Below are 15,831 nucleotides of genomic sequence, written 5' to 3'. Positions count from 1 at the left end.
CTCACTCCTCATCCATGGTGTCGACGCCCTCGAGCCAGGCTCGATCAACGGCACGGTCCTTGAGCATGCCCAGGGTCGAACGAAGGTAGTTGGACAGGACCTCGCGCGGCATCATCACGAGCTGCTCGGCGTACCAGAGCGGCAGCGGCTTCATCCGCGGGTTGTCGTTCAGCGTCAGGAAGGCGGTGATGCTGGCCAGCCTGTCGAGGGCCTCGGAGTTCCACTGCCCCGGAGCACCGACGGTCTCGATCTTCCAGATCGGCGTTCGGAGGCCAACCTGGATGTGGAAGCCGATGAGCCCGTGGTTCGCGACCGTCCGAGGCTCGAAGCGCTTCATCTGGCGCCCCAGCGCTTCGTAGTAGTAGGCGGCCGTCCGATGCCCTGCGCGCAGGGCACCACGGAGGAAGCGGAGAACACCGACCCGCCGCAGCTGCACCCACTCGCTTTGCACGAGGTCCAGCGTTTCGCTGCTGATCGCCTCGGGGGAACCCGCCGGTCCCTTCTCACGGAGCGCGTTCAAGACGGCGGCGTTGAGGTCGCGGCGCGACTGAAGCGAGACGAGGAACGGACCGTTCGGGTCGTTCGGGTAGATGGACGGCAGGAACCGCTGCCAGAACGCCTCCATCACCTCGATCAGCTCGCGCCACTCCTCCTCGACGTCGGGCTCGGCGAGGCTGAGACTCTGCTCGGCACGCGGGACAAGGAGCGGGATGTCGACGAAGATGACATCCGGTTTCGTGTCCGAATCCAGCAGGTCCGTCAGGAGCTGGTAGACGAGGATGTACTCCTTCCATGCAAGTCGCTCGGACGCGTCCAGGAAGTTCATGTCGTTGATGTCGACGCGGCTGTCCTGGAAGCCCTCCGTCACCTGGTTGCCAGACACGACGATGTCGTGGCGGAGGGCCGCGGCTCCATAGAGGATGCCGCCCAGGGCGGGCATGCTCCGGCTCTTGGAGGAAACTCCGACGGCGTAGACACGATCGAACCGGCGCGACTCGATGCTGCGGATGATGCCGCCACGCACGAAGAGCGGGGCCTTCGCGTCGATGTACCGCATCTTGTTGGCGATCTTCCCGGCAGTGCCGGGAAGCCGCAGGCTCATCGCCGCGGCGAGCGCGCGAGCCAGCTCGATGCTCTTCATGTGATCGTCTCCTCTGAGGCGAGCAAGGCCCCAAGCTCACGCAGGTACGGGTGCATCCCGCGCTGCTCGAGAAACCGGACGAGAGCCCCGCGATCGCTCACTGCCGACGCGTCGGAGGCCGAGAGCCCCTGACGCGTGAGCTCCTCGAGGGCTCGACCGACGTCGTTCGCGCTCAGGTCCACGCCAAGGAGCGCCCCGGCTCGAGATCGCAGAAGCTCTGCTGTCTGCGGGCCGCCGGCCGCAAGGAGCAGCACAATGGGGACGAGCACCCCTTCGCCGACTGCCTCGGCCGTCGGCGGGCTCGGCGGCTGCCGTGCGATCTCCCTGGCCTCCGCCGTGACCGTCGGAGTCCACGACAAGAGGTGCCAAAGCAGGCTCTGGCGATGCGCCTCGTCGGTCAGCGCCGTGTAGGTAAGCAGCTGGAGCGTGGAGAAGAACACCGGACCCGCGGTGTTGGTCGCCTGGTACCGGAGGAGCACGGGCTTGCTCTGGGCATCCACGGCAAGCACGCCTGCGCCGAGCGCCGTGTCGAAGAAGTGGTCCGACCGGACCTTCACCTCTCCGCCGAGGATCTCCTCGAGCGCACCGTCGGTGATGCGAGCAGCCGAATACGCGGCGCGGCGTCGGACTCCCAGCTGGACCGGCGTCTCGAAGTAGCGGCCGAGGTCTAGACCTGTGAACGGCGGCACGACGATGACGGCGACCCGCGCCCGCGCGAGTGCGGACGACAGTTTGCGCATCTCGACGAGGCGCTCGGCATCCAGCAGCCCACCAATGACGACGAGCGGAGGTCCCGACGGATCAGCCAGGAGCCGATCCATGGGAACGCTCTCGACCTCTGCCGTCTGCGAGAGGACGCCGACCTCGAACAGGTCCGCCTGTGCTTCGACGATGCGCGCTTTCATCGGAGCTCCAGCCTCGAGCGGATCAGCTTCATCTCCTTGAGCTCGCGAATCGCGTCGGCGTGGTCCGGGTGCTGGTCTTCGTCGTAGGAGCCGGCCTCCAGGTCGCCGGAGATGTCGACCCACAGACCGAAGTGGACGTCCGTGCCAGCGCCCTCGAAGAAGCCTGCGCCCTCCTGGGAGACCTGGCCGTTAAACGCCTCGTAGCGCGCCTTCGTGGTCCCGAAGGTCGCAGCTGGTGTTGGCTCCGCCTTGGCCGGCTTCCCGTTCGACTTCAGGACCCGGTTGAGCGCGCGCAGTTCCTTCTGCCGGATCACCTGCCGGAGTCCCGCCTTGAGCTCGTCGAGCTTCTCGGTGACCTGCTGCGGGAGCCCCTGGACCGCTTGCGCGGTCGCGACAACCTCGGTCTCCAGGCTCTTCAAGAGCTCGGTCTCCGCCACTTCGTCGATCAGCGATTGCACCTGCTGCTTCAGGCCTCCCTCCACGAGGCCGCGGAACTTCTGGACCTCGAGCTTGAGCGGGTTGAGCGAGGCCTGCACCGATTGCGGAGCGTCGGCCGCGAAGTCGCCCAGCGACTGCCACGCGGAGGCGGCGGCCTTGTAGTCCTTGACCGCCTTCGCCCACTGCTCATGGAGCTTCTTAAACCGCGCGAAGAAGCTACCGGGCCGCTCCTGGCTGATCAGGTCCTTCAGCGCGTCCATGCGCTTCCACGCATGCTCGTACTGCGAGTTGACCAGGTACTGGTCGATCATCAGCGTGTACGACGCGACCGGGATCGTCGCCATCCGCGTCTGCGTGCCTGCCGCGGCGGGCCCTTTCACCGCGTTCTCGAGCTCGGACTTGATGGCCTTGAGTGGCAGCGTGACCGGGGCGACGGGGAACGGGTGGCCCTCGGCCTCATCGAGCGTGGCCGCCTCGCCCAGCAGATGGTCAATCTCCTCAATCATCTCGTCCCGAGTCTCCAGGAACGTCTTCTTCAGCCACGCCAGGAAGGCGACGCGCTCCCACAGCGAGAGCGTCGAATACCGGGTCTCGTAAGACAGAATTCGCGCCGGCGAGCAGTCGAAGTCGAGCGTCGTCTCGCCGATCTCAAGCGGGCACACCCCGAGGATGCGCTCCTCGATGTCGCGGACCTGAGCGACGACCGTCTTGAGCGATCCCTCGGTCAGGCTGTCGATATCGGCGGTCAGGTGGTCCGAGCTCACCTGCTGGATCTGCTTTTCCGCCGTCACCAGCTGCTGCTTGGCCGTGGGGTAGTTGTTGCTCAGCAGAATGCTGGCCTGGGTGGGGAACAGGTCAATGAGCTTCTTGATCGAGTCCTTGCACTCCCCCTCGAGCCAGGTCGACGCCGACTGGCGGCGGCTCTCGAGCATCGTCCGGTCGACGGCCTTGTAGAGGTCGTTCTTCTTGCGGACGAGCCCGATGCCGATGAGCACCTCGAGGATCTGCTCGAGCTGCTGCGGCGCCTTCATCTCGCTGTCGGGTACCGCGAAGAAGAAGCGGTTGGCGAGCTTGCTCACGGCCGACTGCGTCTTGAGCTCCTGGAGGAGCGCGAAGAAGCACCGGGGCACCTTCGGAAGCAGGCTGCCGTCGGTCGTCAGCACGCCGAGGAGGTCGCCGTACTTCCACGCGGCAGGTGCATCGATGTTCTTCTTCGCCGCCTGCCGGCAGTTCTCGAACTCCACGTTGTTCAGGGGTCCGCCGGCCGTGTCTACGGCTGCATCGAGCGAGCAGTCCTTCGCCAACATGTAACGGTAGCCCTTCGCGAAATCGGCCGTGTTGCTGCCGGTCTTGCGGCTCCAAATGGGAGCGAGGAGGTAGCCGGTCTTGCGGAGACCGTTCGCCCACTCCCGGCTCTTCGCTTGCCACTCGTCGCGGTAGGAACCCTCGAGCCCCTTCGCGACTTTGCTCAGGCGTGCCTCGTGGGCGTTGTAGGCGGAGCCCCGGCCCGAGTACTTGAGAAGGAACTCCTCCTCCTGCGACACGAGGCGCCGCGTCAAGACGCAGCGGCGGAGGGCCGGCGACGCATCGAGCTGCTGCTCGAACGAGGCCACGTCCGCGCTTGCCGGGAACAGGACGAGGATCGGGTGGACCCGCTCGAGACCGATGTAGGCGCGTACCTTGTCGAGGGTCTCCTGCGCGTCCAGGCAGTACACGATCGTGCACCGACCATCCGGCGTGACCCGAAGTCCGTCGATCGACGGCGAGCCGAACGCGGAGTTGAGCGCCTTGTGCGGAACGTCTTTGAGCCCCGAGACCTGCTTGGTGTCGTCGTCCTTGAGGTGGTCGTCGAGGAGCTTCGCGAGGCCGAGGCAGATCGCCGCCCCGCGCTTCGCCTTCGTCTGGCTGACGCCGCGAACGTACTGGTCGAGGGGAGCCTCGTGCTTGCCGTCCTTGAAGAAGCGAACGCTCTCGGCCGCCGAGACCAGGAGCTTGTTGAACTCGCGCCACAGCCGGAACGACATCCCGATGAACCGGGCACCGTCGACCCGGTACCCGGGCTTCGAGAAGATGCGGTGGAGCGATTCGGCCGCGAACTCGATGCCCTCGCGCGGGTAGAGCGCCGCGAGCTGCTCGCCCCACTGCTCGAGGTCGGTGTAGACGACGAAGTCACCAGCCGCGCCCGGGGCTCCCCCGACCGCAACGGAGAAGGCGCGCAAGGCCTCGAGCAGTCCGACGACGGACACCTCGCAGTTCGGGGTGAAGTACGTGTCGGTCTTCCCTTCCTTCGCCTTGAAGCCGAACTCGGGGCGGGTCAGCTCGTTCGCCAGCGCGCGCTCGTCGATGTGAACCTGGAAGAGCTCCGCGAAGGCGTGCCCCCGGCCCGCGACCTCGTGGGCGAGCAGCGCATCGGCCATCTCCTCGGTCAACGCCGCCTTCGCCGCTCCGCCGACCGGCGCCGGCAGCTGGCCATACACGAGCCGCTCCACGTCCTGCTTGGGGACCCCGGTCACCTTGCCGAGCAGGGGCAGGACGGCGTCGTCGTTGAATATGTGCGTGGCCCGGGCATCGGTCTTGGCGAAGTCCTTCAGGAGCTCCCACGCACTCGAGCCGTCGCCGCGCTCCCTGTGCCGGACGTGCGTCTCGTGGATGGACGCCATGATCACGTTCAGCCAGCCGAAGTTCCGATTGGCCGAAAGGAACGCGCCCTCAAGCGTGCCCACCGGATACTCGACGGCGTGCGGGTCGACCAGGCTGCCCTTGATGTGATCAACGTAGCTCTGCACGTCGGTCAGCTGGTTCGGCTCGATCGTAACCGAGCTCGCTCGCCGCAGGTTCGGACCAATGTGGATCTGGTCGCGCATGCCCACGCTGCACAGCAGCAGGAAGTTCACGTCCGGATGCTGGTTTCGCCAGTTCTCGTGCTTGATGACCTCCGAGACCATCAGGAGGTACTCGTCGTCGACCTTGGTCTGCGTGTCCTCACGCAGGCCCCGCTTCAGGTCACCGGGCGTCTCGACCTCGTCGACGACGATCCAGAGGTGGTTCAGGCCAGCATCACGCAAGACCTTCTTCGCATCGTGAAGCCGGTCCTCGAACGATCGGGTGTCGTCGTCGACAAGCGAGAGCGCCTTCAGATTTACGCCCTTAGCCTGCATCGCCGCTTTGAGGTCCTCGTAGAGATCCCGCGGACCGCCAGCCGCAGGGTCCGCGTGCAACGTGTGCCGCAGGGCTTCGACCGCCAGGCGAGCCACCCACGTCGCAGCGTCGAGCGCGTCGTCGCACACGGTGCTGTAGCGGATGTAGAGCGGCAGGACCCCATCCTGCAGCGCCGGCTCGAGCACACGCGGCTTCTTGTCTGCCTGATGGAAGGGCGGGATGACGTACTCGTTCTTGTTGAGCAGCCACCAGTCGACACGACCCGTCGCTTCCGCAACGAGCTCGTATCCAAGCCGCGTCTTGCCCAGACCCCAGTCGCCGAACGCGATGAAGAAGCCGGCAATGTCGTTCGCCGCACCGTCCCAGAAGGACCGACGGAACTGGTGGAGTGCGTTGAACACCTGGTTCTGGCCCACCATGCAGAAGGAAGGCGGATAGAGCGCCACCCCCTTGGCGGCCCACGGCTTGGTAATGTTCATCGGTCTTCTCCCTGCTTCTCGCTGGATGAACCCGCGGGGGTCTGCTCCTCGGTCTCGACGTTCGTGGTCTTGTGGATGGGCGTGAACTCGAACCGGACGCGACGTGCACCGGGCTCGCCGAACAGCCCTCGTCCCATGCGGGGCTGTCCTGGGTGGCGGTCGAGCACCCGCAGCTGGTCGTGGTACATCACCGTCCGGATGTAGCTGTCGAGGACGGCGGCTCGATCCTCGTCCGGCACCTGAAGGAGCTCGCCGAAGCGCTCGCCGAGCTGACTCACGATGAGAAAGCCCTCGGCGTCCGTGCAATCGCGAAGCGCCCGCGCGAACGCCTCGTCGTCGGTCAGCCGCACAGGCGCTGCTCCCTCGAATCCGAGCTCGACGAGGTTCTCCACCGCCAGCGCACCAGCGAGTCCACCGGCGTTCAGGCCCCAGGTCGAGGGACCACCATCGAAGGCTCGGATGTGGAAGAACACGGCCAGGGCCTTCTTGAGCGCGGTCGGGAGGTCGTTCGTCGAGGGTGTTCCACCCTGGACGCCCTCCCACACGACCGCCGCGGTTTCGCCCAGAGCCAAAAGGTCAGCGCGCCAACACGGCCCGAGGGCGTGCTCTGCGTTGTCGCGCAGCAGCGTGTTGAAGCCGTCGCAGTTGCGCTGTGCGATCTCGAGGACATCGCCCTCGGGCGACGTGAGCGACAACGCGCCCGTGGGGATACCGCCCGGCGCCTCGACTCCCAGCTGCCAGCCCGCAAGGCAAAGCCCGATCACCAAGCGCGTGCGAGGGTCACGTCGAAGCAGCTGCTTCGCGAGGGCGCGAGCCCAGTCGACGTCAGCGTCCGCCTCGCGAAACGCCTTCCCCAGCGCGACGCCTTCCGCGGTGGCCCGAAGGCCCTTGTCGACCCGCTCGAAGAGGCTGATCCCGTTGATGCGGTAGCGGGCGCCGCTGCGCTCCATCCCGTACGTGTTGATGACGCCGTCGGTCCCCTTGCCGCGCGGCGCCCCGCCCTTGAACTCCATAGTAGGAGCGATGTCGAAGACCACGCGCTCGAGGTCGGCCCGTGAATAGACGCGGCCCGGCTCGGCACGGGACGCCGCCTCCGGGTACTCCTGGATGCGAGCCGCCTCGCTCCATAGGAACAGCTTGGGGAGCGCGATGCGCACCAACGGCGTGTTCATACCTGTCCTCCGTGGAGTTCCGCCAGGAACTGCGACAGGCGAACGCGGTAGGGCTTTTCGCCCCGGTTCTGCATGTGTCCCGGATGAGCCTTGATCTTGGATTGGTAGTCGTCGGTCAGATGCAGTACGTCGCCGTCGCGCTCGAACACATCGAGCAGCTCGAGGTTCTTCAGCATCACGTGGACGGCGCTCGCCCAGAGCGAATCCTGGGTGCTGGCCCCCACCGGCCTGTAGCCGACCTGCTCGAGCATCGAGCAGACGTGGCGCCACAGAGGGCCTCGCCCGGTGCCATCGAGCTCGAGCTGCGCCAGACCCCCACCGACGTGGATCAGCGCCACCACGTCGCCCGACAGGCCGGCGAAGAGGCGGTGAACCTCGAACTGCAGGAGCACCGCCGCGACCGGGTGCTGGATGAGTCGCTCTGCGGCAGCCTCGCGTTCGAGCGTGGCGGCACGCTCCCACTCGCCGTGGCGACAGAGCGGTAGGCCGGCGACGATGTAGCTCCGCTCCATCACGTCGGTGCGCTCCATCTTGCCGATCAGCACCTGGCCGTCGTCGGCCACGAGCAGTTCTACGGTGCTGAGAAGCAACGGACGCTTCCAGCTTCGACGGAGCTGTGTGCTGAGCGGACCCTCCGACGATTTCGACGCCGCGTCGGCGCTCCAGGACTGCTGCTCCGAGAGGAACTCGGGCTCTCGAATCAGGTCCCCGATCACCTTCGGCGGAAGCTGAGCGAACAGGTCGAGTCGCTCCGAGGCCGCCACGTCGCGCGGCTCGCGGATGGGCACGCTCAGGTAAGCGTGCGTCTTCTCATCGCCGCCATGGGGCTGCGTCAGGTGCCAGCGTCCGAACCGAGCCCAGACGTGCTCCTCGAGCCCCGGGATCGGCTCCGGGGCTTGTCGCCGCAGGTGCTCGCCCATGAAGCGTGCCGCGAGCCGGGTGGTGAACGCGGACGGGCCCGCGTCTCCATCGACGAGGTGAAGGAAGAGCGGGGTGACCACGTGCGCCTCGGGGCGACGTGCCAGCATCGAGTCGAGCCAGTCGCTCAGGTGCGCCTCCTCCAGCCCGAGGTCTTCGAGATCCCCCGGCGTCAGCTCGCCAAGGGTGGCGAGATGCGCGAGCAGCCGCCGATTGCGATCGAGGGGCGAGACTTGCTTCGCCTTCGTCGACGTCTTGGCCTTCGAGCCCTTCGGCGCGTCGGGCTTGTCGTGGATCGGCGCGGGATCGTCGCCGGGTCGGTAGAGGCGAAGCCGCGCCCAGTCGTCGTCGACGCGGAAGAGGAGGTCGTGCTCTGGCGTCGCGTTGTAGTGGACGCGACTGCGGAAGTTGGTCGTGTACTTCTCGATGTGGCACTGGACGGTGATCGGCTTGAAGAGCGGGTAGTTCGCTGCGAACCAGCTCGTGATCTCGTCTCGGGAGTGCTCCTCCCCATCGGCGAACGTCTCGGCGACGAAGCGCTCGAGCAGCTCGTTGCAGCTCTCGTCGTAGATCTTGCCGCCCCTGGCCCGCTTCATCGCCCACGTGAGGACCCCTCGCGCAGGCTCGCGAGCCTCCTCGGTGGGCAGGAGCGGTTGCAGCACCTCCCACGCGTCAGCGTCGACGGGGAAGTTGGTGCCGTTCGGCTGCCGGAGGATCATCAGGTTGCCCAGCCCCTCTGTGGCCGCGATGGTGGTCTTGAGGAGCGGGTTGCCGAGGAACCGCTTCTCGATCGCGAGCACGACGCGGGGCTTGGTCGTGGCTCCGCTGCTCGGGTCCGCCCAGAATGTCGCATCGTCGCCATCGGACTTCCGATCCGCAACGCCCTCCACGACACGAGCCTGGGCGTAGATGCCCGCGTGGTTGCCGGACATCCAGAGCAGGACGATGTCGCCGACCTGGATGCGGTCCTTGTATCGGTTGGTCAGGAACTGCATCCGGTCGAGATGCTGGAGCGCCTCAAGGATCCGGTACAACTTGGGGTTGGCCTGGAAGATCCAGACCCGTGGTTCCTTCGCGTCGGGCATGGCAACGACCTCGGCCGGGAGGGAATCATCGAGGGCGGCGCCGTCGACGAGCTCGAACATCCCCTTGTCACCACGAAGGAAACGGGCGTCCTGCGTCATGTCTCGGTGCAGCGAGAACCACGGCGTCTTGCGGTCGTCGCTCACGGCGAACTCGTCCGGATGGAGCTCCGCCAGCGCCGCCCACACCTCGTCGCGGTAGTGGAAGGCCCGCCGCGGCTGGCTGCGCATCCAGTCGAATGCCAGGTCGACCTTGCGGGGCCTCATGCGGCACCTCCCTCGGACGCCCGCAGCGCAAGCTCTTCGACCATCCGCTTCTGCAGCTCCTTGCCCGGCCGGAACACGGTGCGCAGGCGCGCCGCCATCAGCGACGACTGGTAGTCGTCGTCGAGCACTAGGAGCTCGTCCTGGCGGCGCAGGATTCGAAGCTCGAGGAGGTTGCGGAGTAAGTTGCCCATGAGCTCGTCGGGGACTCGACCGTCGACGAGGCCGAAGGGCGCGTACCCCTGAGCGCGAACGAGGTCGCCGAGCAGTTCGGCAACGCGGCCCACGCCGCGGGAGCCCACGAGCACCGAGACATCGTGCAGGCCGCCCGACGTGGGCACGTAGAGCTCCACGGTGGGCATCGTCGACGCCGGCGAACGCCAGGCGCAGATGCCCAGGTGGATCACCGCGGCGTAGAACGGGTGCTCCACCACGGCGTCGCGCAGATGTTCGACGAGCACTTCGTTGAGCGGCGCGTCCTCGTCGAACATGCGCTGGCCACGGGCATCGACGATCGGGGCGCCGCTCAGCACGCCGAAGCGCTGCATGTTCCAAGGCCGGGGCACAGAGGCGCTGCCAAGGCCGAAGCCGTCCTCTCGATTGAGCGGCAGCGGGCGCAGCACCGCAGCGGTCTCGACGGCGACGGGCAGCGCCACGCAGGCGGGTCCGAAGCGCCGCAGCGCGAACTCGAAGAGCCCCTTCGGACGCGCGGAGTGCCCGAGTGCGTAGCTGTCCCAAGCAGCGAACGGCCGCGAGCGCTCGGGGAGGCCGGCCATGCGAGCCTCGAGCTCCGCCGGCGCGAAATCGACTAGACGCTTGCCGTCCTCCAGAGGCCCAAAGAAGGCGTTGAGCTCGGCCAGCAGCGGCGCGAGCTCGCCCTTCGTCCACTCCTCGAGCTCCACGGTCATGCCCGCGCGGCCGGCATCGACCAGCCCCTCGACGACAATGCTGAGCAGGTAGGCGCGGTACTCGGGCACCGCGAAGCACAAACGACGGCCGGCCTGCTGCGCGTCGCACTCGACCAGGTGCACGAAGGGCGGCGTCAGGTGCCAGGCCACCGGACGACCGTGCTCGTCGTGAACCGCCTCGAGGGCGCCTGCGTTCTCGAACACCAAGACCCACGGCCCAGCGCCGAGGTCCTCGGCCTCGTAGGCCGACACCTCGCCCCACTGGGCAAGATGCTCGAAGAGCGCGACCGCGTCGCTCGGGCGGGCGGGGAGACTCACGCCGCAGCCTCCATGACGAGTCGACAGGCCGCTCGCGCGCTCTCGGCCGCGGCCCACCGGCGGAAGTTCGTCGCCGCCTGACGGGAACGCAGAACGACCCACTGCTCCGGCTTCTTCGGATCCTTCCCGATGCTCCAGTCCCAGCCCGACCATCCGTTGGCGGCGTACTGCTCACCGCAGGGAGCCAGCCTCCAGTCGGGTAGCCGGAGCGCCTCGAGATCGCCGATCATCTCGGACGGCGTCTGGTAGCGGGCAGCGGGGTGGGGCGAGACCGCCTTGTTGATGATGCGCGCCAGGCTCTTGGGCACGTACGGCTGCATCCGCCCGAAGGAGATCACGCCCTTTCCGGACGCGGCCCGGGCCAGAGCACGGTCGACCACCTTCTGCGTGTCGAAATCGTCGACACTGCCGCCCGATGCCCTCGCCAGCTCGCGAAGCTCCTTCCTTGCCTCGCTGTCCAGGTAGGCGTCATCGTTGTACGGCAGAGCGCCGTGCACCATCTCGAAGAGCACCAGGCCCACCTGGTAGAGGTCCGACCGCACGTCGTAGCGGCTCGGCGTCGCCCATCCCTCGGCCGGCACGTAGAGCGCGCTGTGGCGCGAGGCGGTCACGCTCGCGCTCGCATCAGCGAGTCGGGCGACCGAGCCGAAGTCCGTAATCTTCGGCCAGATGCGCCCGTGTCGCTGCGAGATCAGCACGTTCGCGGGCTTGATGTCCCGGTGAACGAGGAGTGCCTGGTGAAGCTGCGCGAGCCCGTGGAGGATGCCGATCGCCGCGCAAACGGCCTCCATCATCGGGAGCGGCCCGCCGCTCAGCCGCGAGAGGATGCTGCCGCCGTCGACATACTCCATGGCGACGAGGACGAAGTCGTCGCCGAGGCGCTGCGCGTCGTGGACCCGCACGAGGTTGCTCTCGTTGCCCTCGGTCCTGGTCGCCTCCACCAGGAGACGCGGCTCCGCGAAGAGGTCGCCGCTCGGATCGGGGTAGAGGACCTTCAGGAACACCGGCAGATCGAGGGGTACGTGATGCGCACGGAAGGCGTACGCGTTCGCGCCCTCGGTGTTCTCCGCCTCGAGCCTGTACTTCCCGGTCGTAGCGATGAGCTGCTGGATGTCCTGAAGGGTCGTGCTCATTCGTCGAGCCCCCACCACGCGACGAGCACCGCGTCTCGCCAGGTCTTCGGCTTGAAGTCCGCGCTGCCGTTCAACACGTTCTCGGGAGAGCCGGACGCGATGGAGGCGAAGCGCTTCTCCTGCGCGCGGAGCGACTGCGGCGTGACGAGTTCGACGGCCAGCTCAAGCTCGGCGCCCACCAGCTGGACGATTCCTTCCGCCTTGACGCGACTGGCCGACGGCCCGCCGTGCTGCGACCGACCAGCCTGCAGCACGCAAATGCGCTCAACTCCGCGCTCGGCCAGGAAGGTCGAGAGCAGGCGCCGAAGGCTCAGCAGCGCGTGCCCCTCGCACGCGTCCGCGGGCAGCTTCTGCGACGTGGACGAGAGCGGCAGAACCCGGGGCTGGGCCCGGGTGCCATCGAGGAACGCCCACTTGAAGTCGGTCGAGCTGGGAGCAATGCCGAGGACCTTCATGCGCCGTCCTCCGCCAGCTCCGGGATATCATTCGCCGTCGGCGCCTTGAGCGTTCCGGCGAGGATCGCCTGCTCGTCGAGGGTGCCGTCGATCAGCGCTTCGACGTCGGCCTTCGCTTCGTTGATCAGGCGGACAGAAGCGGCCGAGAGGACATGGCCCCGGCGTACGGTCTTGGCGATCGCTGAGGCGCACTCCACGGTCGGCACCAGTACATCGAGAAGCTCGCTTTCATCGACACGTCGCCTAGAACTCGAAGTGCCGCGTCCAAGGTGCAGAAGTTGCGTCCGGCAGAGCTCCGTCCGCAGCGCGAACGCTACGTAGTTCGGATCGACGCCGTTGCGGGCCCGCAAGATGGAGAACTCCGGAGAACAACCGCCGGCTTCACTTCCGAAGTCACACACACCGATTCGATTTGCCGCGGGATTAATGCAGGAGACGAGCACATCCATGGATCGTGCCTCACGCCCTCCGCTTTCCGGCCGGTAGGCGCGAGCGGCATCTTCGTCCAAGAAGCCACGATCGTTCAGGTGCAGCACACTGACGAAGAACGAGCAGTTCTTCCCTACGCGGCTGCGCTTCGACGTTTCGGCGGTAACCAATTTCCTCAAAGGGGTGAACAGATCCTTCTTGGTGGACGCCCACGCCTGCAACGCGATCAGGGTTGGGTGGTAGCCGCTCGGATCGAGACGATTTCGAAGAAGATCGGCGTCCACCCTGGTCGTAAAGGCACCCGTGGGCAGGATTCCATCTGCCGGAAGGGTCGTTAGGATGTCGTCGGTGCTCTGGCCGAGACCGTCGCGCAGAAGGTCGCTTGACTTCGACTCACACTGCATGGCGACAGCTCGGCAGCGCTCCGCCAACTCGACCTTCGCGCCGATGTAGTCCTGAATGCGACGGTCGGGGAGCGGAAGAGCAAACGCGCGAAGGTCGCCGAGGCTGATTCCGGCCTGGACCGTGCCAGTGACGGTACGCTGCAGAAGCAGCGTGCCGGTCTGCGACCAGAGGTAGGCCAGTACGTAGTAGTCGTTGGCCCGTCTTGGATCGATGTCTGCTTTTGCTACGTGTTGATTGATGTTGGCGATGGGGCCGTCATTTGGATACTTCGCTGCGACCCCAACATAGCCGCCAATTGCGATAAGCACCTCGCCGCCAGACAGAGATGAACGCGAAAAGCCCTGGTGCTGTTCAGCAGAGATTCGAACGGCGCCATCCGCATCCGCGAAGCCAGATTGCAGGTTCTGGATGCGAAGCATCGGAACACCACTTTCAATCTGCACCGACTTGATTACGCCGTAGGTGATCACCGTACCGGCCTTCACCAGGCTTGATAGCGGAGCAGAGGGAAGTCTGGCCGCACGCTGAGCTGCTTGGCGGTAGGTCGCTCGGTAGAAGTTCGCGTCGAGACGCTTGAGTGTTACTTCCTCCGGCGCGATGAACGCGGCTTCGAAGCTCGCCTGTGTCATAGCAAGCCCCCGAGGTAGGCGGACGCGATCGGGACCAGGTCGTTGCCGCTCGGGTCCGGAACCTCGGCCTTGCCCTTCTTCAGGTACCCGACGTGCTCGGCCACGGCCATGAAGACCGGGCCCTGCTTCTCCGCCGGGTGTCGCTTCTTCTGAAGGTACAGGAAGCTGGTCTTCGCGCCCGTGCCAGCAATGGAGAAGGTCTCGGTAGGCAGGCTCACGACCGCGCGCACGATCGCCTTGCCGCCGAGGAACTCGCCGGTCTCCTCATCCTGAGTCCCCATGAAGTACTCGCGGATGTAGGCGTCCCCCGAGTTGCAGAGGATGCCGTCAGGCACGACGATCAAGAGCCGCCCGCCCGGCTTCAGAAGCTGAAGGTTGCGGTCGATGAACAGCGAGGCCGGGTCGGCCTTGGCGAGATCCTTCCGCTTCGCCCGGTTCCCGGGGGTCCATGACCAGCCGAGCTCGAGGCCGCGCTCCTCGTCGCGCATGCGCGCCAGACCGCGGGGATCGTCGTACTTACCGGAGCCGAACGGCGGGTTGGTCAGGATGACGTCGAACTTCCCGATGAGCCGATCGAGATGCGGGTCGACCAGCGAGTCGTCGACCTTCAGCAGCTGGCTGTGGTCCTCCCCGTACAGCAGCATGTTGATGCGAGCCTTCTGGATCGATCCTGCGGCCTGGTCGGCACCGAAGAAGCTGTGCCGCTTCATTTGCGAGAGCCAGCGCAGCTTGTCGTCGTCGGAGTGGCCGACGTGGCGGTCGTCGAGCACGCGCCGCTTCACCTCGCGCAGCGCACCGATCGGGAAGCGCCCGGTACCGCAACAGATGTCGCCGCACAGAAAGGCGGGGAGCGATGCCTCCTCGTCGGTCTGGGGGTTCCAGCGCTCGCGCTGCCCGTCGTCACCCCGTCGGGCCCAGAGGTCTGCGTCGGGGATGTCGTGGAAGACCATGCGGGCCATGCACTCCACGACCTGGCTAGGCGTCAGGTAGGTGGCGAGCCCCTCGTCGCTCGCGTACTTGCCGCGAAGGAACACGTCGAAGGCCCAGCCCAGCAAGTCCTCGTGGATGAGGTGCGCCCGCATCTCGCGGGCCTTCTCGCCGTTGCCGAGGAGCTCGCGGTCCGGCACCGAGAGCCGGATGGGCTTGCCCTCACGATCGCGGAGCTCGAGGGCCTCGATGGCGAGGGCGAGGACCTCCGGGTTCTCGAGACGCAGCGGCTCGTCGTACGAGAAGATCGTGTGCACTTCGCCTGTGATGTCGGTCGCCTTGTACTGCGGGAGGTTGTTGATCTCGCGGAAGGCGTCCTTGAGCTGGATGACGGCGTCCTTCTTGTGCTCCCGCACGTGGTCGGCCGAGTAGATGTCGGCGAACCGCTTGCCCTTCGCGGCGCCGTTCGTGAGCACGTAGCCGGGCGCCTTTTCGAGATGAACCTTGAGGAAGAGCAGCTTGCCGAGCTCGTCGATGGCGGCGTTGGTGGGCTTGACGCCGCCGCGCGAGTAGATGGCCTCGTGCAGCTGATCGAACTTGCGCTGGATTGCCCGGAAGTCGCCACGGTGGTACTCGGCCGAGACCTCCTGCACGAGCCGGGTGCGGGTCTCGGAGATCGGCCGGGCGACGGTCTTCCACTCATCTCGGGCCGGCAGCGCCGAGACCTGCGCGTCCTTCTCGACGTCGAAGATGAAGTCGTTCTCGCCGTCCCACACCCAGACGAAGCGAAACGGCTTACCGGCGGCGGCGCCGAGGCCGGCCTTGAACTTCGCGTCGTCCTGCACGGGGGGCCGCGAGGCATCGCCGGGCTCGCCGCTGGCGAAGAGGATGACGGGCTCGTCCTCGTCGAGCGCGACGAGCTCGGCGGTCGCCGACATGGATCCGTCGCCGAGCGGATCGAAGAGCGCGAAGTCGTCCTTGATCTGCTGGTAGCCGAGCTGCGAGAGCTTCTCCCGCGCGCTATCGCGCAGTGCGTCTGTAGTGCTCTTCTTCTTGGCCATCGTGGTCC

General features: G+C 66.6%; 10 protein-coding genes. All 10 read right to left on the bottom strand.

Annotated features, from left to right (window positions below):
* Position 1 precedes the first annotated feature (1 nt).
* The 10 genes from GA0070560_RS18440 to GA0070560_RS18395 are packed head-to-tail and all read right to left on the bottom strand — an operon-like array spanning position 2 to position 15,823.
* Positions 2–1,141: a hypothetical protein gene (locus GA0070560_RS18440; RefSeq protein ID WP_091299069.1), complete on the bottom strand. Its 1,140-nt coding sequence runs from the start codon at positions 1,139–1,141 to the stop codon at positions 2–4.
* On the bottom strand, positions 1,138–2,046 hold the full coding sequence (locus GA0070560_RS18435) for a hypothetical protein (RefSeq protein ID WP_091299067.1): 909 nt from the start codon (positions 2,044–2,046) through the stop codon (positions 1,138–1,140). The genes GA0070560_RS18440 and GA0070560_RS18435 overlap by 4 nt, the downstream gene beginning before the upstream one ends.
* Complete coding sequence (locus GA0070560_RS18430) at positions 2,043–6,122, bottom strand: hypothetical protein (protein WP_091299064.1); 4,080 nt, start codon at positions 6,120–6,122, stop codon at positions 2,043–2,045. Before GA0070560_RS18430 ends, GA0070560_RS18435 begins: the two co-directional genes overlap by 4 nt.
* Complete coding sequence (locus GA0070560_RS18425; RefSeq protein WP_091299061.1) at positions 6,119–7,294, bottom strand: hypothetical protein; 1,176 nt, start codon at positions 7,292–7,294, stop codon at positions 6,119–6,121. Before GA0070560_RS18425 ends, GA0070560_RS18430 begins: the two co-directional genes overlap by 4 nt.
* Positions 7,291–9,561 carry an EVE domain-containing protein gene (locus tag GA0070560_RS18420; RefSeq protein ID WP_091299056.1) on the bottom strand — a complete coding sequence of 757 codons (2,271 nt, stop codon included), beginning with the start codon at positions 9,559–9,561 and terminating at the stop codon, positions 7,291–7,293. The genes GA0070560_RS18425 and GA0070560_RS18420 overlap by 4 nt, the downstream gene beginning before the upstream one ends.
* Positions 9,558–10,784, bottom strand: coding sequence for a hypothetical protein (locus tag GA0070560_RS18415; RefSeq protein WP_091299054.1), 1,227 nt, complete (start codon positions 10,782–10,784; stop codon positions 9,558–9,560). Before GA0070560_RS18415 ends, GA0070560_RS18420 begins: the two co-directional genes overlap by 4 nt.
* Entirely contained in the window at positions 10,781–11,917 is a 1,137-nt protein-coding gene (locus GA0070560_RS18410) for a serine/threonine-protein kinase (protein WP_091299051.1), read from the bottom strand. Before GA0070560_RS18410 ends, GA0070560_RS18415 begins: the two co-directional genes overlap by 4 nt.
* Positions 11,914–12,372: a hypothetical protein gene (locus GA0070560_RS18405; RefSeq protein ID WP_091299048.1), complete on the bottom strand. Its 459-nt coding sequence runs from the start codon at positions 12,370–12,372 to the stop codon at positions 11,914–11,916. Before GA0070560_RS18405 ends, GA0070560_RS18410 begins: the two co-directional genes overlap by 4 nt.
* Positions 12,369–13,835 (bottom strand): restriction endonuclease subunit S domain-containing protein, encoded by a 1,467-nt coding sequence (locus tag GA0070560_RS18400; RefSeq protein WP_139131526.1) that lies wholly within the window; start codon positions 13,833–13,835, stop codon positions 12,369–12,371. The genes GA0070560_RS18405 and GA0070560_RS18400 overlap by 4 nt, the downstream gene beginning before the upstream one ends.
* On the bottom strand, positions 13,832–15,823 hold the full coding sequence (locus GA0070560_RS18395; RefSeq protein WP_139131525.1) for an HsdM family class I SAM-dependent methyltransferase: 1,992 nt from the start codon (positions 15,821–15,823) through the stop codon (positions 13,832–13,834). Before GA0070560_RS18395 ends, GA0070560_RS18400 begins: the two co-directional genes overlap by 4 nt.
* Positions 15,824–15,831 lie beyond the last annotated feature (8 nt).

The sequence above is a fragment of the Micromonospora halophytica genome, assembly GCF_900090245.1.
Classification (GTDB): Bacteria; Actinomycetota; Actinomycetes; order Mycobacteriales; family Micromonosporaceae; genus Micromonospora; species Micromonospora halophytica.
This window is presented reverse-complemented; position numbering and strand designations above follow the sequence as displayed.

What these genes read in the sequence shown, in the direction of transcription:
- GA0070560_RS18400 (WP_139131526.1), bottom strand. Translation starts at nt 13,835, where the DNA reads ATGACACAGGCGAGCTTCGAAGCCGCGTTCATCGCGCCGGAGGAAGTA.
- GA0070560_RS18430 (WP_091299064.1), bottom strand. Translation starts at nt 6,122, where the DNA reads ATGAACATTACCAAGCCGTGGGCCGCCAAGGGGGTGGCGCTCTATCCG.
- GA0070560_RS18425 (WP_091299061.1), bottom strand. Translation starts at nt 7,294, where the DNA reads ATGAACACGCCGTTGGTGCGCATCGCGCTCCCCAAGCTGTTCCTATGG.
- GA0070560_RS18440 (WP_091299069.1), bottom strand. Translation starts at nt 1,141, where the DNA reads ATGAAGAGCATCGAGCTGGCTCGCGCGCTCGCCGCGGCGATGAGCCTG.
- GA0070560_RS18435 (WP_091299067.1), bottom strand. Translation starts at nt 2,046, where the DNA reads ATGAAAGCGCGCATCGTCGAAGCACAGGCGGACCTGTTCGAGGTCGGC.
- GA0070560_RS18395 (WP_139131525.1), bottom strand. Translation starts at nt 15,823, where the DNA reads ATGGCCAAGAAGAAGAGCACTACAGACGCACTGCGCGATAGCGCGCGG.
- GA0070560_RS18405 (WP_091299048.1), bottom strand. Translation starts at nt 12,372, where the DNA reads ATGAAGGTCCTCGGCATTGCTCCCAGCTCGACCGACTTCAAGTGGGCG.
- GA0070560_RS18410 (WP_091299051.1), bottom strand. Translation starts at nt 11,917, where the DNA reads ATGAGCACGACCCTTCAGGACATCCAGCAGCTCATCGCTACGACCGGG.
- GA0070560_RS18420 (WP_091299056.1), bottom strand. Translation starts at nt 9,561, where the DNA reads ATGAGGCCCCGCAAGGTCGACCTGGCATTCGACTGGATGCGCAGCCAG.